Raw genomic sequence first — 23,421 nt, 5'->3', positions numbered from 1 at the left:
TCAGTCACAAGTAAGGTAGGGTTATGATTTCAGGCATTTTAGCATCCCCGGGTATCGCCTTCGGCAAAGCATTGCTGCTGAAGGAAGATGAAATTGTCATCGACCGGAAGAAAATTTCTGCCGATAAGGTTGATCAGGAAGTCGAACGTTTCCTGAGCGGCCGCGCCAAGGCCTCCGCCCAGCTGGAGGTCATCAAAACCAAAGCTGGTGAAACTTTCGGTGAAGAAAAAGAAGCCATCTTCGAAGGGCATATTATGCTGCTGGAAGATGAGGAGCTTGAGCAGGAAATCATAGCCCTGATTAAAGATAAGCACATGACTGCCGACGCGGCAGCCAATGAAGTTATCGACGGTCAGGCCACTGCCCTGGAAGAGCTGGATGATGAATACCTGAAAGAACGTGCGGCTGACGTACGTGATATCGGTAAGCGCCTGCTGCGCAACATCCTTGGTCTGGCAATCATCGATCTGAGTGCGATTCAGGATGAAGTCATCCTCGTCGCCGCCGATCTGACCCCGTCTGAAACCGCACAGCTGAACCTGAAAAAAGTGCTGGGTTTCATCACCGATGCGGGCGGTCGTACCTCCCACACCTCTATCATGGCGCGTTCCCTGGAATTGCCGGCCATCGTGGGCACCGGCAGCATCACGGCGCAGGTGAAGAACGGCGACTATCTGATTCTCGACGCGGTGAACAACCAGGTTCTGATCAACCCGTCTAACGAGCAAATTGAAGCGCTGCGTAGTCTGCAGGTTCAGGTTGCGGAAGAAAAAGCCGAACTGGCGAAACTGAAAGATCTGCCGGCGATTACCCTCGACGGCCATCAGGTTGAAGTCTGCGCCAACATTGGTACCGTTCGCGATGTCGAAGGTGCTGAGCGCAACGGCGCCGAAGGCGTAGGCCTGTATCGTACCGAATTCCTGTTCATGGACCGTGACGCGCTGCCAACTGAAGAAGAACAGTTTGCGGCTTATAAAGCGGTGGCTGAGGCCTGTGGCTCTCAGGCCGTTATCGTCCGTACCATGGATATCGGCGGCGACAAAGAGCTGCCGTACATGAACTTCCCGAAAGAAGAGAACCCGTTCCTCGGCTGGCGTGCCGTGCGTATTGCGATGGATCGTAAAGAGATCCTGCGCGACCAGGTTCGCGCCATCCTGCGTGCCTCCGCTTTCGGTAAGCTGCGCATTATGTTCCCGATGATCATCTCTGTTGAAGAAGTGCGTGCGCTGAAGAAAGAGATCGAAATCTACAAACAGGAACTGCGTGACGAAGGTAAAGCATTTGACGAATCCATTGAGATCGGCGTGATGGTGGAAACACCGGCTGCGGCGACTATTGCTCGTCATCTGGCCAAAGAAGTTGATTTCTTTAGTATCGGCACCAATGATTTAACGCAATATACTCTGGCAGTTGACCGTGGTAATGATATGATTTCACATCTTTACCAGCCGATGTCACCGTCTGTACTGAATCTGATTAAGCAAGTTATTGATGCTTCTCACGCTGAAGGTAAATGGACTGGCATGTGCGGTGAGCTTGCGGGCGATGAACGTGCTACACTTCTGTTGCTGGGTATGGGGCTGGACGAATTCTCTATGAGCGCCATTTCCATCCCGCGCATCAAGAAGATTATTCGTAATACGAACTTCGAAGATGCGAAAGTATTAGCAGAGCAGGCTCTTGCTCAACCGACAACGGACGAGTTAATGACGCTGGTTAACAAGTTCATTGAAGAAAAAACAATCTGCTAATCCACGAGATGCGCGGCCCAAATTACTGCTTAGGAGAAGATCATGGGTTTGTTTGATAAATTGAAATCTCTGGTTTCTGATGACAAGAAAGACACCGGAACTATTGAGATTGTTGCTCCCCTCTCCGGTGAGATCGTCAACATTGAAGACGTGCCGGATGTGGTTTTTGCGGAAAAAATTGTGGGCGATGGGATTGCCATCAAACCGACTGGCAACAAAATGGTCGCGCCGGTAGACGGTACCATTGGTAAAATTTTCGAAACCAACCACGCGTTCTCTATTGAATCTGATAGCGGCATCGAGCTGTTCGTTCACTTCGGTATTGATACCGTTGAACTGAAAGGCGAAGGCTTCAAGCGTATCGCTGAAGAAGGTCAGCGCGTGAAAGTCGGCGATCCGGTTATCGAATTTGATCTGCCGCTGCTGGAAGAGAAAGCCAAGTCGACTCTGACGCCGGTGGTTATCTCCAACATGGACGAGATCAAAGAGCTGATCAAACTGTCCGGTAGCGTGACCGTGGGTGAAACCCCGGTAATCCGCATCAAGAAGTAATGCTTGCTGCATAAAAATGGCGCCGAAAGGCGCCATTTTTTTTTATACCGCGCAGGTTACCGGTCGATAGCACTTCTCGCGAGACAAGACGCGCAATCCCTCCGGGGTGCTCTCCAGAATTCGCCGCTCGCTGTCAGCGACCAGCAGTTCGCACTGATATCCACCGGCCAGGCCGAACAGCGACCGCGCCACGCAGGCATCCTCCAGCGCCGCCTCACCTGTCGTATCAAAATGACCAACAATGCGTCCCTGCTGGCGGATCACTAACCGATAGCTTTTCATCTGCTTTGCTCCAGCGGCGGTAGGATCAATTCGTCACACCCCTGGGCGGCAGTCCAGTTCATCACCTCCAGCACGCGCTGGGCAGCAGCCTGCGTCGCTGCCCCCAGCGCCAGGCCGGAAAGCAACCCGCTCACCAGCTCCGCGCAGAACAGATCGCCGGTTCCTTTTAAGTCTGTCTCCACCCGCGGGTGAACCACCACTTCCACTGCATCGGCCGTCACCACCAGCACATTGATCGTCGAATCGGCCTCTCCGGGCGCGCTGGTGATCACCACCCATTTGAGGGTGTCCGACAGCAGGCTTCGCGCCGCGGCGACCGCCTCCTGCCGATCGCGACAGCGCTGGCCGCTCAGCGTCTCCAGTTCGAACAGATTGGGGATGATCCCTTGCGCCAGCGGCAGCAGGTGCTGACGATAGGCGTCCGGGATCTCAGCCTTGACATAGATGCCGCTGTCGACATCGCCGATGACCGGATCCACCAGAATGCACAACCCGGGATGGCGGGCCCGTACGCGCGTCAGCCACTGCGCCAGGCGTTCGATTTGCACAGCGCTGCCCATATAGCCGGTGGTGACCGCACGCAGTTCGCGCAGCGCGTCGCGCTCCTCCAGCGCCTGCAGATACCCGACAAACCACTCTTCCGGAATAATGCCGCCATAGAACGTCTCATAATGGGGCGTATTGCTGAACAGCACCGTCGGCACCGCCAGCACGCGCAGACCATGCTGTTTAATCGCCGGAACCGCGATGCTATTGCCGACGCTGCCATAGACTACCTGCGACTGCACGGCGACGATATCCACTTCCGACGCCCGGCTTTTGTCGTGAAAGAGCACTGATTGTATATCATCCTGCTGGCCCATCTTTTCTCCCCCCGCTGGACAGCGGGTCACGCACTGATTATGATTCGTCCTATGCTAAATTCCATTTTGTCATAGGTCAATAATGTTAGCCGGAAAAACCGCCAGCGAAATCTTCGATAACATCCGCCATCTGGTGCAGAGCGGCGGGTTGCAGCCCGGAGAGGTTCTGCCGCCGGTACGTGAACTCGCCAGCCAGCTTGCAGTGAATCGCAACACTGTCGCCGCCGCCTATAAACGGCTGGTGACCTCCGGGCTGGCCGTCAGTCAGGGACGCAACGGTACAGCCATTAAAGCGCGGGACACACTGCCGGCGCTGGAGGGAGGTGACCCAACGACCCCGCTGAACGATATCTCCAGCGGCAATCCGGATCCGGCCAGACTGCCTGATTTACCCCGCTATCTGGGCCAGATTGCCCGCACGCCCCGCCTGTATGGCGATGCGCCCATCGAGCCGCGGCTTGGCCAATGGGCCGAGGCGTGGTTTGCCAGAGAGATAGCCGTTCCCTTTGCGATGAATCTCGCCAGCGGGGCGATAGACGCCCTGGAGCGCCTGCTGTGCGCTCTGCTGCTCCCCGGCGACGGCGTTGTGGTGGAAGATCCCTGTTTTCTCAGCAGCATCAATATGGTGCGTTACGCCGGTTTTACCCCCTGCCCGGTGGCGGTGGATGCCGAAGGGATGGATCCTGACGGCCTGGAGGAGGCGTTACGCAACGGCGCACGGGCGGTGATCTTAACCCCGCGCGCGCATAATCCTACCGGCTGTAGCCTGACGGAAACCCGGGCGCATGCCCTGCGGGAGGTGCTAGCCCGCTATCCGCAGGTACTGGCGATTGTTGATGACCATTTTGCCCTGCTGTCGGCCACGCCATGGCACTCCCCTCTTCCTGCAAGCACCCAACGCTGGGCGCTGGTGCGCTCGATGTCAAAAACCCTCGGACCAGATCTACGGCTGGCCTTTATCGCCAGCGATGCCGCTACTTCAGCGGCGCTGCGCCTGCGGCTTAACGCCGGCAGCCAGTGGGTCAGCCATCTGCTGCAGGACCTGACGCTGGCCTGCCTGACCGACGAGGCGTTTATCGCCTCGATGACGGAGACCCGTCGTCACTATCGCCAGCAGAATGAGAAACTGGCGGCGGCGCTGGCCCGGTACGGCTACAGCCATGCTACGCCAGGGGATGGCCTCAATTTCTGGCTGCCGCTGCCAGCGGCGAGCCAGCCCTACGCCTTACGCCTGGCCCGCGCCGGCTGGCTGGTCCGGGAGGGAGAGGTGTTTGGCATCCGGACGCCCTCCCACGGGCTACGCCTGTCGCTGGGCCGTCTGAGTGACGCTGAGATTTCCCGCCTGGCGGCCGATATTGCGCAGGCCTTAGACGCCCCCTGACGCAGGCAGTCCACCGAACGTATCGGGGAGTGATGGCAGCTGCCGACAAATTAATGAAAAATAAACGACAGCAGGCTAGTCTTACCTGCATGCCCTGATCGCCGAGGCGGACAAATCGCTCACAACAAGGAGCACCAGAGATGCATCACGCTGACCCGGCACTGAAAGCAGTCATTGAAGCCTGCGATCGCGCTATCTCGCAGGAAGATTACGATACCCTGATGAGTTATTACGCAGAAGACGCCGCGCTGGTCGTCAAACCGGGCATGGTGGTCAGAGGGAAAGAGAATATCCGCAAAGCCTTTATCGCCATTGCCGACTATTTCCAGCACCGACTGGTGGTGACTCAGGGGAAAATGGAGGTTATTGAAGGCGGCGGCAATGCGCTGGTGATTATGGAGACCCGGCTGGATATCCCGACGGCGGACGGGATATCCCAGGTTACGCGACGCGCCACCTATGTCTTTCAGAAGCAGGGCGAACGCTGGCTGTGCACCGTCGATAACTCCTACGGCACCGACCTGCTTGATGATTAAATGCCCGCCCCCTGGCTAAAGTGTTCTTCGCCGAACACGCCGGTGGAAAGGTAACGATCGCCGCGATCGCAGACAATCGCCACCACCACCGCGCCAGGATTTTCGCGGGCTATGCGTAACGCGCCCGCTACCGCGCCGCCCGAACTGACGCCGCAGAAAATGCCTTCCCGCACCGCCAGCTGACGCATGGTGTTCTCGGCATCCTGCTGATGAATATCCAGCACCGTATCCACCAGCGAAGCGTTAAAGATCCCCGGCATATACTCTGCCGGCCAGCGGCGGATCCCGGGAATACTGCTCCCCTCCTCCGGCTGCAGGCCAACAATGGTCACCGGTTTACTCTGTTCACGCAGAAAACGTGACACGCCGGTAATGGTGCCGGTGGTCCCCATACTGGAGACAAAGTGGGTGATACGCCCCGCGGTCTGCTGCCAGATTTCCGGGCCGGTGGTGGTGTAGTGGGCGTAGGGGTTATCCGGGTTGTTAAACTGATCGAGCAGTTTGCCTTCTCCGCGCTGGGCCATTTCCAGAGCCAGGTCGCGGGCCCCCTCCATCCCTTGCTCTTTGCTGACCAGGATAAGCTCGGCGCCGTAAGCGCGCATCGCGGCCCGACGCTCCTGGCTCATGTTGTCGGGCATCAGCAGCTTCATCCGGTAGCCTTTCAGCGCGGCGATCATCGCCAGCGCAATACCGGTGTTGCCGCTGGTCGCTTCGATCAGCACGTCGCCGGGCTGAATTTCGCCGCGCTTTTCCGCTTCGACGATCATCGACAGCGCGGCGCGATCTTTCACCGAGCCGGCCGGATTATTGCCTTCGAGTTTGACCCAGACTTCGCTGCCGTTGTCCGGTCCCAGACGCTGAAGTTTGACCAGTGGGGTATTGCCGATGGTTTGTTCGAGTGTATTCACGATTTTTACTCAATAAAAAAGCCGGGCGGCGCTTCGCTTACCCGGCCTGGCAGACGCGTGATAATTCCAGACCGGGTAAGCAGAGCCTCACCCGGCAAAAGCACATTGATTTAAGCTATCAGGCCGACTCCGCCAGAGCAAGCTCGCCGCGCGGCTCGATACGCTCGGTACCGTTGTACAACCGCGCGTTTTGCAGCCCGACGAACAGCCGTTCGCCGCGGGACGGCGCCTCATCGCCCGTTAACACCACGCTCAGCGGTTCGTCATACCACCCCAGAGGCTGAACGACTAATTGGGTGTAGTGCCCTTTCGGACTGGCCTCCAGGACCTGCACCGGCAGCGGCGAATCCAGGCTGGTCCGCCGGCTGATGTCCACTTCCCATGGGCGCAGGAACAGGTCCACTGGCCCCTGGTATGCCGGGGTATAGCCTAACGGCCAGCGGTGGGCGCCGACGTGGAACTGTCCACCGCGGATGACCCCCTGCAGGCGGTTCACTTCCCCCATAAACTCCAGCACGAACCGGGTAGACGGCTCACGCCATACGCGCTCCGGGGCATCGGCCTGTTCGATGTTGCCCTGGCTCATGACCACCACCCGGTCGGCAACTTCCATCGCCTCTTCCTGATCGTGGGTGACGAACACGCTGGTGAATTTCAGCTCTTCATGCAGCTGACGCAGCCAGCGGCGCAGCTCTTTACGCACCTGCGCATCCAGCGCACCGAAAGGTTCATCCAGCAGCAAAATTTGCGGCTCCACCGCCAGGGCGCGCGCCAGCGCCACGCGCTGCTTCTGGCCTCCGGACAGCTGCGCCGGATAGCGATCCGCCAGATGGGCCAGCTGCACCATCTCCAGCAGTTTGGTCACCTTGGCTTTAATCGCCGCCGCATTGGGGCGTTCGCGGCGCGGCAGCACGGTCAGGCCAAAGGCGATGTTATCGAACACCGTCATATGGCGGAACAGCGCATAGTGCTGGAAAACGAAGCCCACTTTACGGTCGCGAGCGTGCATCCGACTGACGTCGGTACCGTGGAAGCGGATATGACCGCTGGTCTGATGCTCCAGACCGGCAATAATTCGCAGCAGGGTGGTTTTTCCGGAGCCCGAGGGCCCCAGCAGCGCAACCATTTGTCCGGAAGGGATATCCAACGAGATATCATTCAGCACCTGGGTGCGACCAAACGATTTCTTAATATTGGCAATCTCAATGCTCATGATTTCCCTCCTGTTGCGCGCGTTCTTTCTGATTGGCCAGACGCCATTGCAACATACTCTTTAAAAACAGGGTCAGAATAGCCATTAACGTCAGCAGGGCGGCGGCGGTAAACGAGCCGACGGTGTTGTAATCCTGCTCCAGTAGTTCAATTTGCAGCGGCAGCGACAGCGTTTCGCCGCGGATCGAGCCGGAAACCACCGACACCGCGCCAAATTCGCCGATGGCGCGGGCGTTGGTCAGCACCACGCCGTACAGCAGCGCCCAGCGAATATTGGGCAACGTCACCCGGCGGAACATCTGCCAACCGGACGCGCCCAGCAGCACCGCGGCCTCATCTTCATGACTGCCCTGACTCATCATCACCGGCACCAGCTCACGCACCACAAACGGACAGGTAACAAAGATGGTCGCCAGCACCATGCCTGGCCAGGCGAACATGATTTGCAGATTATGCGCGTCAAGCCAGCCGCCCAGCGGACCGTTAGAGCCGTAAAACAGCAGATACACCAGACCGGCCACCACCGGCGAGACGGCGAACGGGATATCCAGCAACGTCAGCAGCAGCTGGCGCCCCGGAAAGGTAAAACGTGTCACCAGCCAGGCCAGCAAGGTACCGAACACCAGGTTCACCGGTACGGTAATCAATGCAATCATCACCGTCAGCCAGATGGCATGCAGCATGTCCGGGTTCGCCAGGTTTTCCAGCACCGGCATCAATCCTTTGCTGAAGGCCTGGATAAAGATGTAGAGCATCGGCACCACAAGGATGAAGGCGGAGACCAGCATCCCGACGCCAATCAGAAACCATTTTCCCCAGTTGATACGGGGCGCGTCGTAGCGTTTCAATTGAGTAACTTCCGCCATTAGTGACCTACCACGCGTCGACCAAAGCGACTCTGCAGGGTATTGATGGAAAACAGCAGCAGCAGTGAGGCGGCCAGGATCACCGAGGCGATGGCGCTCGCCGCCGGATAGTCAAACTCCTGCAGACGAATAAAGATCATCAGCGACGTCACTTCCGTCTTCCACGCGATGTTGCCGGCGATAAAAATCACCGCGCCGAATTCGCCGAGGCTGCGGGTAAACGACAGAGCAATGCCCGCCAGCAGCGCCGGCGACAGCTCCGGCAGCACCACCTTGCGGAAACTCTGCCAGCGCGTGGCGCCCAGCGTTTCCGCCGCTTCCTCATACTCGGGCCCCAACTCTTCCAGCACCGGCTGCACGGTGCGTACCACAAACGGGATGCTGGTGAAGGCCATCGCCACGGCGATACCGAGCCAGGTATAGGTGACTTTAATATCGAACTTCGCCAGCCATTCCCCGTAAATACCGTTCACCGAAAACAGCGAGGCCAGAGTCAGACCGGCTACCGCCGTCGGCAGCGCAAACGGCAGGTCCATTAAGGCATCCAGCAGCGTGCGGCCCGGAAAACGATAGCGGGTCAGGATCCAGGCCATCAGCAGACCAAAGACGCCGTTAAAAATCGAGGCCACAAACGCCGACAGCAGCGTCACCTTATAGGCGGCCACCACCTGCGGGTTGGTGATCACATCCCAGTACTGCGCCCAACTCATCTGCGCCAGCTGCATCACCAACGCGCTGAGCGGTAATAACAAAATCAGACAGACAAACAGCAGGCTGGTGCCAAGGCTCAGGGTAAAGCCCGGCAGCACGCGCTTGGACGACACAGCAAACATTACTTACGCCCCGCCGCCAGCAGTTTGTCCAGTTCGCCGCCGCTGGCGAAGTGGGTTTTCATTACCTCAGGCCAGGAGCCAAACTTATCTTCCACGCGGAACAGCTCGGTCTGCGGGAATTTATCCTTCAGAGCATCCATCACTTTCGGGTTGTTTACCCGATAGTAGTAGTCGGTAATGATAGTTTGCGCCTGTGGCGTATAGAGCCAGTTCAGGTAGGCTTTCGCCGCCTTTTCCGTGCCATTGGCTTTGACGTTTTTATCGACCCAGGCTACCGGGAACTCCGCCAGAATGTTGGTTTTCGGGATAACCACTTCAAATCCCTGCGCCTCATACTGCTTGCGAATATTATTCACTTCCGATTCGAAGCTAATCAGCACATCGCCGAGGCCGCGCTCGGCGAAGGTGGTGGTCGCTCCGCGCCCGCCGGTGTCAAAGACTTCGACGTTCTTGAGAAACTGAGTCATAAACTGTTCGGTTTTAGCTTTATCGCCGCCATCAGCTTTATCCGCCGCGCCCCATGCCGCCAGGTAGGTGTATCGGGCGTTACCCGAGGTTTTCGGATTCGGGAAGATCAGCTTAACGTCAGAGCGAACCAGGTCGTTCCAGTCATGAATGTTTTTCGGATTGCCTTTACGCACCAGGAAACCCATCGTCGAATAGAACGGTGAGCTGTTGTTCGGCAGACGGCTTTGCCAGTCGGCCGGGATCAGGTTGCCTTTGTCATGCAGGATCTGCACGTCCGTCACCTGGTTGTAGGTGACCACGTCCGCCTTCAGGCCCTGCAAAATAGCCAGCGCCTGCTTGGATGAACCGGCATGCGACTGCTTGATGGTCAGCTTGTCCCCACCATTGTCTTTCGCCCACTGCTGCTCAAAAGGCGGGTTAAGGGCGGCAAACAGCTCGCGGGAGACATCATAGGAGCTGTTCAGCAGCTCCGTCGCCTGCGCCTGCGCCACCAGCAGCATGGAAGCCGCCAGCGCCAGATATCCTTTTTTCAGTGATTTAACGGCCATTGCGCACCCTTATCAACGTTGAACATTTTCTGTTGATCATCATATTTATAACGGGTACGAAAGGAGTAACGGTTTTATATACCGTTTGGCGATTTGGAAGTCGAAAAGGGAATAAGCAACTGGCAAAGCTTAGCTGAAAGCGGCTCGCAGATTAGACGGGTCATTGTGACAAACGGCAGCCAGGCGTGCACTGTGTTTATATGAAAAACACACAGATATTTGCTCGTCAGCTCAGACGTAGCTTAACGCCCGCAGAACGTCGACCAGGGTACTGACTGCGCAACCGCCGTTTTGCTAGCGACACGTTTCGCCGTCAGCACCCCGTTGGCCCCTATATTCTCGATTTCGCCTGCTGCGCAATATGGCTGGCGATTGAACTGGACGGCGGCCAACACGATGACGCCGCACCCGCTGGCTACAGAGCGAGGGATGGCGTGTTTTACGCTTCTGGAATATTGAGTTTGAAGAGCATGGTGATGCGGTGATGGAGGGGATACTTGAAGCGCCTGAGTCGCCGATGCCCTCACCCCTCCCCTCTGACTGATGCAGAGGGAGTAAAAGAATCCGCACGCAGATTCCATAACCGCACCTTACCGTCCCCTCTCCCCTTTGGGGAGAGGGTTAGGGTGAGGGGAAAATTACAGCGCCTGGATACGCTCCAGCGACGGCGCGAAGTAATACCCGCCGGTCACCGGTTTGGTGAAGCGCAGCATCGCGTCGCGTTTACCGTCGGTATCGCCAAACATGCTCAGCAGCTGCTGCTCGATGTTATACAGGCGTGCGCAGTAAGCGCAGAAATAGAGGCCATGGGTGCCGCTGGCGGTGCCGTACGGCAGGCTCTGACGGACGATTTTCAGCCCTTTGCCATCTTCTTTTAAGTCCACGCGGCTCAGGTGCGACGTGACCGGACGTTCATCGCCATCGATCTCTTCGTTAGCGTCTTTAGTACGGCCGATCATCATCTCCTGATCCGGCACGCTCATGCGGTTCAGCTGTTTGAGATTATGCTCCCAGCGCTGGACGAACACGTAGCTGCCGCCCGCATCCACGCCGTCTTTAATGACCGCCACTTCGCGGCGGGTTTCTTCCCCCGCCGGGTTTTCGGTGCCATCGACGAAGCCGCTGAGGTCACGCTCTTCCACCCAGCGGAAGCCGTGGATCTCTTCTTTCACGTCGATAGCGTCGCCAAAGGCGGCCAGCGCGGCCTGCGCCACCGAGAAGTTAACTTCATGACGGGCGGATAAAATATGAATCAGCAGGTCATACTGGGTGGACGGCGCCAGCCCTTTGCCATAGACCGGGAAATCTTTTAACTCATCCGCCCCTTCGCCGCCGCTCAGCTGACGCCAGACGTTATTGCCGAACGCCACCACCGCACCGAGTTTTGCGTCGGGGAATTTAGCCTGGAAGGTGGCCACGTTATCGACAAAAATTTTGCTCGCTTCGCGCAGGGCGTTAACGTCCCCTTTGAGATTGGCTTCAATCCAAATCGCCGCGCGGCAATGTTCCGGCAAAATGCCGCTCTGAACCTGAGACATCGCTCCTCCTGAAATGATGCAACCACAACGCTGTCGCGTTGCTAACGCGCCATTGTAACCGTTTTTCAGAGCTGTCGTGTCTCTTCAGATCAATTTAGCGACGCCAGATAATCTTGCTGACCTTCCAGTTTTTCAGCGTATCGTCGGAGGGCATCAGCTCGTCCGGACCGCTCCAGTGGCCAGTGAAGGCATAGCTGATATGCTGGCTCCCCTCGGCCTGACACTCGACGACCGCCCCGTTGTCATGGCTGCCTTTCTGGCAGTTGCCGAAGGCTTTGCTGTACAGGTCGCTAAACGGTGTGCCGATTTTCACGCCGCTGGCGGTTTTGATATCCGCATCACGCACGTCAATCCGGCTGATAGCACCGTTGTCGCCATTGATGGTCAGCGCCACGCTGTTGTTTTTCAGCGCTTCAAAGTAGTGGACGATATTGCCCTTATCGGTCTTCATTCCGCTGCGTAAACGGTAGTCGCTGCCCAGCGCATCGCTAATCGCATGTTCATTGAGCGGCGTGGAGGCCGTCAGTTTACCCACTCCCTGCTCGGTCACCTCGGTGGAAGCGCCAAACCAGTTCCACGGATAGGCCGCCGACCAGTTGACTGCGCTCATCGTGGAGCAGCCGGTCAGCGCCAGCGGAAGTGCACAGAGCATTACACGTAGCGATTTCATATCTCAATCCTTTCTGAGTCATTCAACGCATGTTGGAGTTCACGATCGGCAAAAAGTGCCATTAAAAGGTGGTCTGGTGAAAACAGGCGCCCAGGCGACGGCTGGTTAACAGCCACCACAGGGCATAGCCATCCGCGACCAGCAGCGCAATGGTCAACGAGGAGGGAGATTCGCCGCTCAGCCATAGCATCGGCTGCCACAGCAACAGCAGCACTTGCGATAGCACCAGCAGCCAGCGCATCGCCCGCCACAGGCGCGGCAGGCGCTGACGATAGCCACTAAGCAGAAAGGCCAGCACCGCCGGCACGCCTGGCAGTAAACCAAGCCAGAAGCGCTCGTGATCGGGATAGAACAGATTAAGAATCGCGTCGCCCTGCTGGCGCGATGCGCCGGCCATCAAAAACAGCACCCACGTGCGGGCCTGCAACAACAGCACGCACCAGAAAAGCAAAGGCAGGCGCAGACGGCCATGGGCATCAAAATCGGCGGGGATAAACTCAGTATTCTTCATCTTCGATCAGGCGCTTGCCCAGGGTCAGGACATCGGCGTACTCATAGCCCAACCGCTCGTACATTCCCTGCACCACATCATTGTCTTCACGGACCATAATGTTGATTTTCGGGCAGCCGCGGGCAATCAGCTTTTTCTCCAGACGGTTGAGCAGCGCGTTCGCGATACCCCGGCCGCGATATTCCGGATGGACGCCGAGATAATAGGCCGATCCGCGATGACCGTCATATCCGCCCATCACCGTGCCGACCACTTCGCCATTCACTTCAGCCACCAGAAACAGGCTGACGTCGTGATTCAGCTTGCGCTCAATATCCATCTCCGGATCGTTCCACGGGCGCAACAGATCGCAGCGCTCCCACAGCGTCACAACCTCTTCGAAATCCTGCTGGCGAAAAACGCGAATCTCCATGGTATTCCCCACCATTGACGGTTAAAAACAGTGATTATGGCGCGAATATAACTGATAGCCAATATCAGGCGAAATCAGCGACAAAAAATGGCATAATATGACTTTGTCATGTATTGAAATGAAAAGTAAAACAATTCTTATTTTGAATGGTCGTAACGGCAAACGCGATACGATATAACATTGGACATCACTTGTTTACAATTCAGGCCGAATGAGCACTTTTAAACCCTTAAAAATACTTGCTTCGCGCCGTCAGGTGCTGAAAGCCGGGCTGGCTGCGATGACGCTGAGCGGCGTCGCCTCACAGGTCAGCGCAAAAGAACAGCCACTGAAAACGTCAAATGGACATAGCAAACCCGCCGCCAAAAAGGCCGGGGGTCGCCGGATTGTAATGTTAGATCCGGGCCACGGCGGCATCGATACCGGCGCTATCGGCCATAACGGCTCGAAAGAGAAGCATGTGGTGTTGGCGATCGCTAAGAACGTGCGCAGCATTTTGCGCAGCAACGGCATCGACGCCCGCCTGACCCGCACCGGGGATACCTTTATCCCGCTGTACGACCGCGTGGAGATCGCCCATCAGCACGGCGCCGATCTGTTTATGTCAATCCACGCCGATGGCTTCACCAACCCGAGCGCCGCCGGCGCCTCGGTGTTCGCCCTGTCAAACCGCGGCGCCAGTAGCGCCATGGCGAAATACCTCTCCGATCGCGAAAACCGCGCCGATGAGGTCGCCGGTAAGAAAGCGACGGATAAAGACCATCTGCTGCAGCAGGTACTGTTCGATCTGGTGCAGACCGACACCATCAAAAACAGCCTGACGCTGGGCTCGCATATCCTGAAAAAGATCAAGCCGGTACATAAGCTGCACAGCCGCAATACCGAGCAGGCGGCGTTCGTGGTGCTGAAGTCACCATCCATACCGTCTGTGCTGGTGGAAACCTCGTTTATCACCAACCCGAACGAGGAGAAACTGCTCGGCACCACCGCCTTCCGGCAGAAAATCGCCACCGCGATTGCCAACGGCATTATCAGCTATTTCCACTGGTTCGATAACCAGAAAGCCCATTCGAAGAGACGTTAATGAAACCCGATGCCGCGCAGGTAAAAACTTTTCTGCTCCAGCTCCAGGACAACCTCTGTCAGCAGCTGAGCGCCGTGGATGGCGCGCCGTTTATTGAAGATGCCTGGCAGCGGGAAGGCGGTGGCGGCGGACGCAGCCGGGTGCTGCGCGAAGGCCGGGTGTTCGAGCAGGCGGGGGTCAACTTTTCCCACGTCCATGGCGACGCCATGCCTGCCTCCGCCACCGCGCACCGCCCGGAGCTGGCCGGACGCAGTTTTGAAGCCATGGGCGTCTCGCTGGTGGTTCATCCGCTGAACCCCTACGTGCCCACCAGCCATGCCAACGTGCGGTTTTTTATTGCCGAAAAGCCTGGCGCCGACCCGGTGTGGTGGTTCGGCGGCGGCTTTGATTTAACCCCTTACTACGGCTTTGAAGAGGATGCCGTCCACTGGCATCGTACCGCCCGCGATCTGTGTCTGCCGTTCGGCGAGGAAGTCTATCCGCGCTATAAAAAATGGTGCGATGATTACTTCTATCTCAAGCACCGCCAGGAGCAGCGCGGCATCGGCGGTCTGTTCTTTGACGACCTGAACACCCCGGATTTTGACCACTGCTTCGCCTTTATGCAGGCGGTCGGGAACGGCTATGCTGACGCCTATTTACCTATCGTCGAACGCCGGAAAGCCACGCCGTACGGCGAACGCGAGCGCCACTTTCAACTCTACCGTCGCGGCCGCTATGTCGAGTTCAATCTGGTCTGGGACCGCGGCACCCTGTTCGGCCTGCAGACCGGCGGGCGTACGGAGTCGATTCTGATGTCGATGCCGCCGCTGGTGCGCTGGGAATACGATTATCAGCCCGAGCCCGGCAGCCCCGAGGCGGCGCTGAGCGAGTTTATTCAGGTGCGCGACTGGCTGTAACGGCCGGATGGCGGCTGGCCACCCGGTAGCGGAGTCTCTTCCCTCACACCCACTGGCGCAGGCGATGGTGCAGCGTCATCGACGGTTTCTCAGCAAACAGCTGCTGATAGTCGGTGGCGAACTGCCCCAAATGCCAGAATCCCCACTGCATGGCCGCCTCCTTGACCGTCTCGCGCTCTGACCAGGGGCTTATCAGCTCCCGACGCACGGCGTTCAGGCGGATCCGTTTGAGCCAGGCGTTAGGACCAATCCCCAGTATCGCATGGAAGGCGTTTTGCAAGGTGCGACGGCTGACGTACAGCTGCTGGCACAGATCGAGAACGGTTAACGGCTCCGCGCTGTTTTCCAGCACATATTCGCGCGCCTGCGCCAGCAGGCGGCGGTAGCTCTGGTGGCTGACGCTCTCTGCACTTACCATCGGCTGCGCTTCTTCCAGCATCGTGCCCATCGCCAGCAACAGATTATCCCGCAGGACTTTACGCACGGCCGGCTGATGAAGGGTATCCGGATGCTCGCTAAAGGTGGCCAGCGCCTGCTGGACAAACCCCCACAGCGCGGCCTTATGCGGCTCGCGGACCGCCAGCGCTGACTGGTTGCGTAGCATATGTAGCACCCGTTCCGGGTGGTGCAGGAAACTGGCGTGACGCGCAATTACCTCCTGCGAAATCACTACCCCGAGAATGGTGTAATCATCCGGCGTGCTGAGCTCGAACTCCGTACCGCCGGGACGGGTGGCGATTTCTGCCCGGCCCAGACACTGCGAGCCGATAAACCCCTGTTCACCCCGGGTCGCCGGAATGCCAAACCAGAAGGAGTTCGGCCAGACCAGGCAGGACTGGCGCAGCGCCAGCCCGGTATATTCGCGGAAGACCTGGATCTCATCGAGCAGGATTTCGGTAAACTCGCCGCGAAACTGCCCCGGATGCAGCTGATCGTAGATCTGTTGCCAGGCGGTAATGGTCAGGGCGTGCTCATACACATCGGTTGTGTGTCGTTGATGAATATTGTCAATTTCAACCTGAGGCGTCAGCCTGGTGTCTTCCGGCAACGCCTCGCAACAGAGATGGTGCAAATTTGCAGAACGACGCTTTTTCATAATCGTTAAAGCCGGGGGCAAGCCGCTCCCGGCACCTCCGACAGGTTATGGATTTTTGAGACGATAGCGGCTACTGCGTTTTCGTAGCGTCCCTGCGGAAAAGAGCTGCTCCAGCGCCTGGCGGGCCTTATCCAGCGGCCAGGCAAAATGCGCGGCGACCTCGCCGGCCGTCATGCCCTGACGAACTGAAGCCAGCAGCGTCAGTAAGGCTTCCGATGAAGCCGGGTCAGCAGGCGGCATGGGCGCTGGCGGCGGTGGCTGAAAACCGCCGATCAGCCGCTGGGTATCCTCTTCCGGGCGACCAATTTCCCGACGGCTGATCACGCAGCCGGTCCGCCGGGCAGCGGCGGCCCCGGCATCCAGCGCGGCGCGGCAGGCCGCCAGGTCGCCCTCCACCACCAGCGTTAACCTGCCCGGGTCGAGCACTTCATGACTGAGCAGGCGCACATTGGCCGCCTTAAGCATGGCATCCGCAGCGTCTACAGCCGCGACCATGCCCTCCACTTCGAGCAATCCCAGCGCATTGATCATCGCTCCCTCCATTACGCACGCTGTACAGGATGACGGGCAATATCGAGAACGGCATCGGTAAAGGCATTGCAGGCGGCTTTACAGGCGGCCTGGCTTCCCGTCAAAAAGGCGGCCGAATAGTTGGTTTCCGATGGCGGCGGGACGTAGGTCACCAGCTGAACGTCGGCCGACTTCATCGCCGCATCGATACCAAACGTCGCCTCCAGCGGCGGCGCCACCAGATAAGCAATCGGATCGCCCAACGCGATGCCAGCGGCCGATGAAAGATAAGAGCCGGTACGCGACACCACGTGCGCCAGAAAGGCGGTATCTTGCGCGTCGTTAGCCCACTGGAATGCCGCCCCACCTTCAATATGCGCCATCATGGCATCCAGCCCGGCGCGAACTTCCGCCGGGTTCGGGCCGCCAAGCATGATCAGTACTTCGCCGGCGGTAGGCGACGGACCATGGGCCGCGCCGGCGTAGAGGGAGCGGCCATAGACCACCTCCACCATCGCCTGCTTTGTCGCTTCGTCGGCGGCAATATACGTCACATCGTCAGAATCTGCCGTGATGAGTCCGAGGCTACGTATATGCGACGGTAATTTAAGCTCGCGCGCGAAACCGTCATTCACCGAGGCAATCACGCGCATCGCGGTGACCGAGGGTCGAATCAAATCTAATGCTGGCATGATGCCTCCTTAACGGCTCATGTTGATGCCGGAGGCTTTCTGCTCCAGCATGCGTTTGGCTAAATCCACGATCACCGCGGCGGCTTCTACCGGCGGGGTGCCGCCCTGGTGGATATTGGAGATACAGGTCCGGTCGGCCTCGACGGTGGTCGCCACCCGCGGGGAGTACACCGCGTAGCAGGAGAGGCTCTCCGACTGGCCGAGCCCCGGGCGCTCGCCAACCAGCAGGATCACCACCTTCGCGCCGAGGATCTCGCCGATCTGATCTTCAATCTTGACGCGGCCATAGCGCACGAAGAACGGCGTCCCGACCTTCAGACCCGCCTGTTTCAGGCCGGCAAGCAGCGGCGGCAGGATCTCTTCGTAGTTGGCGGTGATGGCATCGGTTGACAGGCCATCGGAGACCACCACCTGCACATCCGGATCCATCACGCACTGCGCCTTCAGCGCATCAATCGCTTCCGGACTGAGGCGACGGCCCATATCCGGACGCGTCAGGTAGAGGTTCTTATCGCTAATCTCGGAACGCACTTCCAGCAGCCCCTGCGCTTTCACCCACGCTTCCGGCACCTCTTTAAGCACCGTGTCTTTCGAGCGCGAGTGATCGGCCAGGAAGCGCAGCAGCGCCTGAGTGCGCGGACGCGGGCCGGCGCGGCCGGTGCAAACGCGCGCCGCGGTACTGCGTTTTAGTTCGGTCAGTACTTCGGCGCGGTGCGGATGTTGTACCCCAATCCAGGCTTTCGCTTCCGCTGAGCCCAGGTCCAGCGCGCAGCTTTCCACCACCGCTTCGCTGGCGCAGGCGGCATGGCAGGCCGGCGTCGACGCTGCGGGGGCCTGCGGCTGCGACTGTGGTTGTCCCATTGACGCCATTACGCTGCGTACAATGTCTTCAATCTGTTTTTGATCCATGATGTGTCATCCCCGCGTCATCAGAAGAACAGTGACGGATCGCCCGCCCGTTTGGTCAGGCGACCATTTGCCATAATGCCCATCGTTTCCAGCCAGCGTTCAAACTCCGGCGACGGCCGCAGGCCCAGCAGCTGGCGCACGGTCGCGGTATCGTGGAAGGCGGTGGTCTGGTAGTTGAGCATGATGTCGTCGCCGAGCGGCATGCCCATGATGTAGTTGCAGCCTGCGGTCGCCAGCAGGATCATCAGGTTTTCGTTGAGGTTCTGGTCGGCATCGGCATGGTTGGTATAGCAGCAGTCGCAGCCCATTGAGATGCCGCTCAGCTTGCCCATAAAGTGGTCTTCCAGTCCGGCGCGAATGATTTGCCGGTCGTTATAGAGATACTCCGGCCCGATAAAGCCCACCACGGTGTTGACGAGGAACGGATCGTAGTGCCGCGCCAGGCCATAGTTACGCGCTTCCATGGTCACCTGATCGGCGCCGAAGTTAGCGCCCGCGGAAAGCGCCGAGCCCTGCCCGGTTTCAAAGTAAAGACAGTTCTCCCCGGCGATGCGGTTAAACTCCGCCCCCACCGCCCGCGCTTCATCGAGCATCGCCAGCTCGACGCCGAACTCTTTAAGCCCTTTTTCACTGCCGCAGATGCTCTGGAAGATAAGCCCCCCCGGCGCGCCGCGGCGGATGGCTTCAATCTGGGTGGTGACGTGCGCCAGCACGCAGCCCTGGGTCGGGATGTTAAACTTGTCGATCACCCCGTACACCGTATCCAGCACCCGGCTCAGGTTCTCCACGTCGTCAGTGACCGGGTTGACGCCAATCACCGCGTCGCCCGCGCCGAAGGAGAGCCCTTCATAGATTTGCGCGGCAATACTCTGCACATCGTCGCGGGTATCGTTCGGCTGCAGGCGGCAGCTAAAGGTCCCCGGCAGACCGATGGTGGTATTGGCTTTTTTGATCACCGGCATTTTTTTACCGCCGTAGATCAGATCGGCGTTGGAGCAGATCTTGGCCACCGCAGCCACCACCTCGGAGGTCAGCCCTTTGCGGACAAAGGCGATATCGTCGCTGGTGACCTCGTCGTTGAGCACGTATTCCCGCAGGTCGCTGATGGTCCAGTGTTTAATCCGCTGATAGGCGGTTTCGTTCACGTCATCCTGGATCAGGCGCGTAACGCAGTCCTCCTCATACGGGATCACCGGGTTATTACGGATATCGGCCACCGTCATATCGGAGAGCACCTGCTTGGCGGCCACGCGCTGCTGCGAACTCTCCGCCGCTACCCCCGCCAGCACATCCCCCGAACGCAGTTCGTTGGCTTTCGCCAGCACCTCTTTTACATCCTTAAACTGATAAACATTGCCGAACAATGTGGTCTTTAGTTTCATAAGTCGTTCCCTCAGGAAGGAAATGCGAGTGATTTCACCGTCACCGGCACAACCGATCCGCCAAAAAGAGGCGTACCAATGTCGATATAGTCTCCCGCCCGGATGCTCACCTCATCGATGACCGCCAGCGGAAGGTGTGGAAGCTGTGGCCGCAGCAGCATGCCCAGCGCTTTGCCAAAATCCTGCTCGGCCACCAGCAGCAGCGGACGGGGATTGGGAAAGCGGGCGACAAACGCCAGCAGGGCGTCAATTACGGTCAGTAAGGTGGCGTAGCGCACTGGAAGTGAAGCGGGAAGCGCCAGCACGTAAGCGTCCGCCTCGGGAGCCAGATCGAGCTGCGTCAGCGCCTGGAGCCAGGCGTTCGGCAGATCGGCGGCATCCTGCGGGATAGCCACCGGCAGATTGCGCAGCGGCAATGGAACCCCCTCCAGCCAGATGGTGCTCCCGGACAGGGACAGCGTATGCGCCCCGGCGCCAATCACCGTGGCGCGCACGGTTTGCGCCGGGAACTGCACGTTCATCTCACGCAGGCGCGGATGCTCGTGCAGGGCCGTGGCCAGCAGCGGCCCGATATCGGAAAAAACAGAAAGGATCGGCGGGCTGATGGCGGTAGCACTCCCCCACTCCGCCGGAAAGGGTAATCACCTCCGGCTGAATACCCGCAGGCAGTACTTCGGTTTGCATCAGCCCCTGCGCCAGCGGTGAGAGGGTGCCGTCGATCACCTCGACGATCAGCGCCGCCATCCGGCGCGCCACCTGCGCCAGCTGCCCGGCGGTCAGCGCCAGGGCGTTAGTGCCGGCGCCAAACAGCGCATCGACAATCCGCTGCCCCGGCGGGTGCGCGTGGACCACGCGCCCCTGAGCGTCGGTTTCCAGCAGGCGGCCGCCGACGTTGAGGCAGGCGGTGGCGCTGACGTTTCCGGCGTCAAACAGGGCATAGTTCGAGGTACCGCCGCCAATATCGATATTGAGCACCCGGCACATCCGCTGCCGGGACAGGGTCTGCGCCCCGGCGCCGTGTCCGGCAATGACCGACTCCAGATGCGGCCCGGCGCTGGCGACGACAAAATCGCCCAGCGACTGCGAGAGCGCCATCACCGCCGGGCGGGCATTGCGGGTTTTCGCGCTTTCGCCAGTGATGATGATCGCCCCGGAATCCACCGCTTGTGGAGCGATCCCTGCGGCCCGGTACTGAGCCAGAATCAGCGCCTCAAGCTCGGCCTCTTTCAGTTCTCCCTGTTTATCAACCGGCGTAAAGAAGACCGGGCTTTGCCAGCTAATGTCGCGTTTGATGAATTCATAACGCGGCACCTGGGAAACCGCCGCGCGGTTCACCAGCTCGAGGCGCGAGAAGATCACCTGCGTGGTGGTGGTGCCGATATCAATACCGACGCTCAACAGCTGGCGCGTGTTCACGAGTGCGCCTCCGCTTCGTTGTTGGCAGGCGCCGGTACGTTTTCATCTTTTGGCACCAGCAGCATTGCCACGCCAATCGCGGTAACGCCGCCGACCAGCTTGCCGACAATCATCGGAAAGATCATGGCGTTCATGTTGGCCGCCGCAAAACCGAGATGGTCGCCGAGGGCGAACGCCGCTGACACCGAGAAGGCGCAGTTGATCACTTTTCCGCGGGTATCCATCTGCTTCATCATGCCGAACATCGGGATATTGTTCGCCAGGGTAGCGACCATGCCGCCGGCAGCCATATTGTTGATTTTTAGCAGATTACCAACGCGCATCAGCGGCTTTTCAAACCAGCGGGTCAGCAGGAGCACCATCGGATAAGCGCCGAGCAGCACGCAGGAGATAGAGCCAATGACTTCGATGGCGCGCATCACCTCGCCGGGCTGGTCGCCAGGCGCCATAAAGATCGGATCGAGCCCCGGGATCAGCTCCCAGCCGAGCAGGAACTTGATCACCGCCGCCGCCAGGCCGATGGTGATCAGCGCCACGAGGAATTTGGCGAAGATCTGGAAGCCGTTGATCATTTTTTCCGGAATAAACTTCAGCCCCAGCGCCACCAGCACGGCGACGATGATCACCGGGATCATATTCATCAGGATCAGCGCGAAGGTAAACTCTACCGGCTGGCCGTTGATCTCCACCCCGGAATACATCGCCACCAGACCGCCGGCGATACAGCCGATGGGGAATGGTGACAATGCCCGCCAGCACGCCGAGCGCCAGCCAGCGGCGATCGGTTGGTTCGATAATGCCGAGCGCCACCGGAATGGAGAACACAATGGTCGGACCCATCATAGAGCCGAGGATCAGTCCTGAGTACATCCAGGCCGCCACGTCGCCGCCCGCGAGTTCTTTAGCGAGGAAGAAACCGCCCATGTCGCACGCCAGCAGCGTGCCGGCGAACATCGACGGGTTGGCGCCGAGCATCTCATACAGCGGAATAATCACCGGACCAAGCAGATGAGCCAGCACTGGCGCCAGGGCGGTCATCCCGACCATCGCCAGGCCCAGCGCGCCCATCGCCATAAACCCTTCTTCAAACTGACCGCCGGATCCCTCAATGCTTTTCCCCAGTTTGCCGAGAAAGCGCGCCGAGCCGCCGAACTGCGACAGGATCCTGTCCACGGCGGCAATCAGCATAAAGAACATCATGATGTACATGATGATTTCGTTAATTCCCATAGCCCTTACTCCCTGTCATTTATGATTTGTAGATACTGTGAATACCGGGACATTAGCCGCACTCAGGCTACTTTCCCGGGCCGCGGCGTGAACGCCTTACCCGGGCTACGGCATAGCAGACGGCTGTGATCCTGTAGCCCGGCTAAGCGCAGCGCGAGCCGGGAAAGCCACAGCCACACGCCTCCGGGAAAATCGGCATTTATTGCGCCGCCGCGTACAGCTCGATAATCTGCACCCGGCTGGCGGTGCGTGGATTGGTGCGCAAACAGATGTCCTCCTGCGCCGCTTGCGCCCAGGCGTCGTAGTGCGCGGACGTCGCGCCAGCCTCCGTCAGCCGCATCGTCAGACCGACCTCGGCGATCAGCTCGCGCACGGCGGCGATAGCCTCGCGGTCATCGGTTTTCTTGCCGGTTAACGCCCGGCCGATCTGGCTGAAGCGCGCCCGGCGCACCATGCGGTTAAACTCCATCACCGTTGGCAGCAGCATGGCGTTGGCCAGACCGTGCGGAATATGCAGCGCCGCCCCCGGCTGATGCGCCATGGCATGGCATAGCCCCAGCCCGGCGCTGGAAAACGCCATCCCCGCCATGCAGGAAGCCAGCAGCATGTTCTCCCGCGCCGCCAGATCCTGACCGCAGCCCACCGCTTTCGGCAGCGCCTCGCCGATCATGGCTATCGCCCCCATCGCCAGACTGTCGGTAAACGGCGTGGCGTGGCGGGCGCTGTAGGCCTCGACGGCGTGGGTCAGCGCATCAATCCCGGTCATTGCCGTGATATGCGGCGGGACGCCCTCGGTCAGCGCGGCGTCGAGGATCGCCACATCCGGCATCAGCGAGGCATGCGCCAGCACCTGTTTGCGTCCACTCACCGCA

General features: G+C 59.1%; 23 protein-coding genes and 3 pseudogenes. 7 read left to right on the top strand and 19 right to left on the bottom strand.

The window, feature by feature from the left end; translation table 11 throughout:
- Positions 1-23 precede the first annotated feature (23 nt).
- Entirely contained in the window at positions 24-1,751 is a 1,728-nt protein-coding gene (gene ptsI / locus HMPREF1024_RS04520; RefSeq protein ID WP_009309543.1) for a phosphoenolpyruvate-protein phosphotransferase PtsI, read from the top strand.
- Between the two features lie 42 nt (positions 1,752-1,793).
- Positions 1,794-2,303, top strand: coding sequence for a PTS glucose transporter subunit IIA (gene crr / locus HMPREF1024_RS04525; RefSeq protein ID WP_000522253.1), 510 nt, complete (start codon positions 1,794-1,796; stop codon positions 2,301-2,303).
- Between the two features lie 42 nt (positions 2,304-2,345).
- Here crr and HMPREF1024_RS04530 read toward each other — a convergent pair whose 3' ends face one another.
- Both HMPREF1024_RS04530 and pdxK read right to left on the bottom strand, forming a co-directional pair.
- Complete coding sequence (locus tag HMPREF1024_RS04530) at positions 2,346-2,585, bottom strand: hypothetical protein (RefSeq protein ID WP_002913605.1); 240 nt, start codon at positions 2,583-2,585, stop codon at positions 2,346-2,348.
- The gene (gene pdxK / locus HMPREF1024_RS04535) at positions 2,582-3,448 is read right to left on the bottom strand and encodes a pyridoxine/pyridoxal/pyridoxamine kinase (protein WP_009309542.1); all 867 of its coding nucleotides are present in this window, start codon (positions 3,446-3,448) and stop codon (positions 2,582-2,584) included. The genes HMPREF1024_RS04530 and pdxK overlap by 4 nt, the downstream gene beginning before the upstream one ends.
- An 82-nt stretch (positions 3,449-3,530) precedes the next feature.
- On the opposite strand from pdxK, the gene ptsJ reads away from it, so the two are divergent.
- Together ptsJ and HMPREF1024_RS04545 are read left to right on the top strand one after the other, a co-directional pair.
- Positions 3,531-4,829, top strand: a complete 1,299-nt coding sequence (gene ptsJ, locus HMPREF1024_RS04540; RefSeq protein WP_009309541.1) for a transcriptional regulator PtsJ — start codon at positions 3,531-3,533, stop codon at positions 4,827-4,829.
- Between the two features lie 140 nt (positions 4,830-4,969).
- Positions 4,970-5,365, top strand: a complete 396-nt coding sequence (locus HMPREF1024_RS04545) for a nuclear transport factor 2 family protein (RefSeq protein ID WP_004174913.1) — start codon at positions 4,970-4,972, stop codon at positions 5,363-5,365.
- Here the strand turns inward: HMPREF1024_RS04545 and cysM are convergent.
- From cysM to cysP, 5 genes are all read right to left on the bottom strand, one after another.
- Positions 5,362-6,273 carry a cysteine synthase CysM gene (gene cysM, locus HMPREF1024_RS04550; RefSeq protein WP_004145610.1) on the bottom strand — a complete coding sequence of 304 codons (912 nt, stop codon included), beginning with the start codon at positions 6,271-6,273 and terminating at the stop codon, positions 5,362-5,364. The two genes, HMPREF1024_RS04545 and cysM, sit on opposite strands and share 4 nt — an antisense overlap.
- A gap of 118 nt (positions 6,274-6,391) precedes the next feature.
- Positions 6,392-7,486 (bottom strand): sulfate/thiosulfate ABC transporter ATP-binding protein CysA, encoded by a 1,095-nt coding sequence (gene cysA / locus HMPREF1024_RS04555; RefSeq protein WP_002913623.1) that lies wholly within the window; start codon positions 7,484-7,486, stop codon positions 6,392-6,394.
- On the bottom strand, positions 7,476-8,351 hold the full coding sequence (cysW, locus tag HMPREF1024_RS04560) for a sulfate/thiosulfate ABC transporter permease CysW (protein ID WP_002913625.1): 876 nt from the start codon (positions 8,349-8,351) through the stop codon (positions 7,476-7,478). Before cysW ends, cysA begins: the two co-directional genes overlap by 11 nt.
- A complete protein-coding gene (gene cysT, locus HMPREF1024_RS04565) occupies positions 8,351-9,184 on the bottom strand; it encodes a sulfate/thiosulfate ABC transporter permease CysT (protein ID WP_002913626.1) in 834 nt (277 codons plus the stop codon). Before cysT ends, cysW begins: the two co-directional genes overlap by 1 nt.
- On the bottom strand, positions 9,184-10,200 hold the full coding sequence (cysP, locus tag HMPREF1024_RS04570; RefSeq protein WP_002913628.1) for a thiosulfate/sulfate ABC transporter substrate-binding protein CysP: 1,017 nt from the start codon (positions 10,198-10,200) through the stop codon (positions 9,184-9,186). The genes cysT and cysP overlap by 1 nt, the downstream gene beginning before the upstream one ends.
- A gap of 275 nt (positions 10,201-10,475) precedes the next feature.
- Between cysP and HMPREF1024_RS29260 the strand changes: the two are divergent.
- A pseudogene (locus tag HMPREF1024_RS29260) lies at positions 10,476-10,744 on the top strand (DUF559 domain-containing protein).
- Between the two features lie 94 nt (positions 10,745-10,838).
- On the opposite strand, the gene HMPREF1024_RS04575 reads toward HMPREF1024_RS29260, so the two are convergent.
- The 4 genes from HMPREF1024_RS04575 to HMPREF1024_RS04590 form a co-directional block, all read right to left on the bottom strand.
- Complete coding sequence (locus HMPREF1024_RS04575; RefSeq protein WP_004145614.1) at positions 10,839-11,738, bottom strand: Dyp-type peroxidase; 900 nt, start codon at positions 11,736-11,738, stop codon at positions 10,839-10,841.
- A gap of 94 nt (positions 11,739-11,832) precedes the next feature.
- Positions 11,833-12,408: an RpoE-regulated lipoprotein gene (locus HMPREF1024_RS04580; RefSeq protein WP_009309540.1), complete on the bottom strand. Its 576-nt coding sequence runs from the start codon at positions 12,406-12,408 to the stop codon at positions 11,833-11,835.
- 61 nt (positions 12,409-12,469) lie between these two features.
- Positions 12,470-12,919, bottom strand: coding sequence for a DUF2919 domain-containing protein (locus HMPREF1024_RS04585; RefSeq protein WP_002913635.1), 450 nt, complete (start codon positions 12,917-12,919; stop codon positions 12,470-12,472).
- Positions 12,906-13,331 (bottom strand): GNAT family acetyltransferase, encoded by a 426-nt coding sequence (locus HMPREF1024_RS04590; RefSeq protein WP_002913637.1) that lies wholly within the window; start codon positions 13,329-13,331, stop codon positions 12,906-12,908. Before HMPREF1024_RS04590 ends, HMPREF1024_RS04585 begins: the two co-directional genes overlap by 14 nt.
- 211 nt (positions 13,332-13,542) lie before the next feature.
- Between HMPREF1024_RS04590 and amiA the strand changes: the two genes are divergently transcribed.
- Positions 13,543-14,415: an N-acetylmuramoyl-L-alanine amidase AmiA gene (gene amiA / locus HMPREF1024_RS04595; RefSeq protein WP_002913639.1), complete on the top strand. Its 873-nt coding sequence runs from the start codon at positions 13,543-13,545 to the stop codon at positions 14,413-14,415.
- Positions 14,415-15,314, top strand: a complete 900-nt coding sequence (gene hemF, locus HMPREF1024_RS04600) for an oxygen-dependent coproporphyrinogen oxidase (RefSeq protein ID WP_002913641.1) — start codon at positions 14,415-14,417, stop codon at positions 15,312-15,314. Before amiA ends, hemF begins: the two co-directional genes overlap by 1 nt.
- A gap of 43 nt (positions 15,315-15,357) precedes the next feature.
- On the opposite strand, the gene eutR is transcribed toward hemF, so the two are convergent.
- The 8 genes and pseudogenes from eutR to HMPREF1024_RS04630 form a co-directional block, all read right to left on the bottom strand.
- A complete protein-coding gene (eutR, locus tag HMPREF1024_RS04605) occupies positions 15,358-16,410 on the bottom strand; it encodes an HTH-type transcriptional regulator EutR (protein WP_002913642.1) in 1,053 nt (350 codons plus the stop codon).
- Positions 16,411-16,455: 45 nt separating this feature from the next.
- Positions 16,456-16,941, bottom strand: coding sequence for an ethanolamine utilization microcompartment protein EutK (eutK, locus tag HMPREF1024_RS04610; RefSeq protein WP_004151997.1), 486 nt, complete (start codon positions 16,939-16,941; stop codon positions 16,456-16,458).
- An 11-nt stretch (positions 16,942-16,952) separates the two neighbouring features.
- Entirely contained in the window at positions 16,953-17,612 is a 660-nt protein-coding gene (gene eutL, locus HMPREF1024_RS04615) for an ethanolamine utilization microcompartment protein EutL (RefSeq protein ID WP_004174905.1), read from the bottom strand.
- 9 nt (positions 17,613-17,621) lie between these two features.
- Entirely contained in the window at positions 17,622-18,521 is a 900-nt protein-coding gene (eutC, locus tag HMPREF1024_RS04620; RefSeq protein WP_004174901.1) for an ethanolamine ammonia-lyase subunit EutC, read from the bottom strand.
- A 20-nt stretch (positions 18,522-18,541) separates the two neighbouring features.
- A complete protein-coding gene (eutB, locus tag HMPREF1024_RS04625; protein ID WP_004152001.1) occupies positions 18,542-19,903 on the bottom strand; it encodes an ethanolamine ammonia-lyase subunit alpha in 1,362 nt (453 codons plus the stop codon).
- Between the two features lie 11 nt (positions 19,904-19,914).
- Positions 19,915-21,319: pseudogene (gene eutA, locus HMPREF1024_RS0127380) on the bottom strand (ethanolamine ammonia-lyase reactivating factor EutA).
- A pseudogene (gene eutH, locus HMPREF1024_RS30810) lies at positions 21,316-22,549 on the bottom strand (ethanolamine utilization protein EutH). Before eutH ends, eutA begins: the two co-directional pseudogenes overlap by 4 nt.
- A 199-nt stretch (positions 22,550-22,748) precedes the next feature.
- The coding region (locus tag HMPREF1024_RS04630) for an iron-containing alcohol dehydrogenase (RefSeq protein ID WP_009309535.1) at positions 22,749-23,421 on the bottom strand (673 nt) is incomplete at its 5' end.

Origin of the sequence: Klebsiella sp. 4_1_44FAA, from assembly GCF_000238715.1 — a bacterium.
Classification (GTDB): domain Bacteria; phylum Pseudomonadota; class Gammaproteobacteria; order Enterobacterales; family Enterobacteriaceae; genus Klebsiella; species Klebsiella pneumoniae.
Note: the sequence above shows the minus strand (reverse complement) of the source record. Positions and strands in the feature narration are given on the sequence as shown.

Bases quoted from the DNA above. Each gene is read 5' to 3' on its own strand.
- ptsI (WP_009309543.1), top strand. From the start codon at position 24: ATGATTTCAGGCATTTTAGCATCCCCGGGTATCGCCTTCGGCAAAGCA.
- crr (WP_000522253.1), top strand. From the start codon at position 1,794: ATGGGTTTGTTTGATAAATTGAAATCTCTGGTTTCTGATGACAAGAAA.
- HMPREF1024_RS04530 (WP_002913605.1), bottom strand. From the start codon at position 2,585: ATGAAAAGCTATCGGTTAGTGATCCGCCAGCAGGGACGCATTGTTGGT.
- pdxK (WP_009309542.1), bottom strand. From the start codon at position 3,448: ATGGGCCAGCAGGATGATATACAATCAGTGCTCTTTCACGACAAAAGC.
- ptsJ (WP_009309541.1), top strand. From the start codon at position 3,531: ATGTTAGCCGGAAAAACCGCCAGCGAAATCTTCGATAACATCCGCCAT.
- HMPREF1024_RS04545 (WP_004174913.1), top strand. From the start codon at position 4,970: ATGCATCACGCTGACCCGGCACTGAAAGCAGTCATTGAAGCCTGCGAT.
- cysA (WP_002913623.1), bottom strand. From the start codon at position 7,486: ATGAGCATTGAGATTGCCAATATTAAGAAATCGTTTGGTCGCACCCAG.
- cysW (WP_002913625.1), bottom strand. From the start codon at position 8,351: ATGGCGGAAGTTACTCAATTGAAACGCTACGACGCGCCCCGTATCAAC.
- cysT (WP_002913626.1), bottom strand. From the start codon at position 9,184: ATGTTTGCTGTGTCGTCCAAGCGCGTGCTGCCGGGCTTTACCCTGAGC.
- cysP (WP_002913628.1), bottom strand. From the start codon at position 10,200: ATGGCCGTTAAATCACTGAAAAAAGGATATCTGGCGCTGGCGGCTTCC.
- HMPREF1024_RS04575 (WP_004145614.1), bottom strand. From the start codon at position 11,738: ATGTCTCAGGTTCAGAGCGGCATTTTGCCGGAACATTGCCGCGCGGCG.
- HMPREF1024_RS04580 (WP_009309540.1), bottom strand. From the start codon at position 12,408: ATGAAATCGCTACGTGTAATGCTCTGTGCACTTCCGCTGGCGCTGACC.
- HMPREF1024_RS04585 (WP_002913635.1), bottom strand. From the start codon at position 12,919: ATGAAGAATACTGAGTTTATCCCCGCCGATTTTGATGCCCATGGCCGT.
- HMPREF1024_RS04590 (WP_002913637.1), bottom strand. From the start codon at position 13,331: ATGGAGATTCGCGTTTTTCGCCAGCAGGATTTCGAAGAGGTTGTGACG.
- amiA (WP_002913639.1), top strand. From the start codon at position 13,543: ATGAGCACTTTTAAACCCTTAAAAATACTTGCTTCGCGCCGTCAGGTG.
- hemF (WP_002913641.1), top strand. From the start codon at position 14,415: ATGAAACCCGATGCCGCGCAGGTAAAAACTTTTCTGCTCCAGCTCCAG.
- eutR (WP_002913642.1), bottom strand. From the start codon at position 16,410: ATGAAAAAGCGTCGTTCTGCAAATTTGCACCATCTCTGTTGCGAGGCG.
- eutK (WP_004151997.1), bottom strand. From the start codon at position 16,941: ATGATCAATGCGCTGGGATTGCTCGAAGTGGAGGGCATGGTCGCGGCT.
- eutL (WP_004174905.1), bottom strand. From the start codon at position 17,612: ATGCCAGCATTAGATTTGATTCGACCCTCGGTCACCGCGATGCGCGTG.
- eutC (WP_004174901.1), bottom strand. From the start codon at position 18,521: ATGGATCAAAAACAGATTGAAGACATTGTACGCAGCGTAATGGCGTCA.
- eutB (WP_004152001.1), bottom strand. From the start codon at position 19,903: ATGAAACTAAAGACCACATTGTTCGGCAATGTTTATCAGTTTAAGGAT.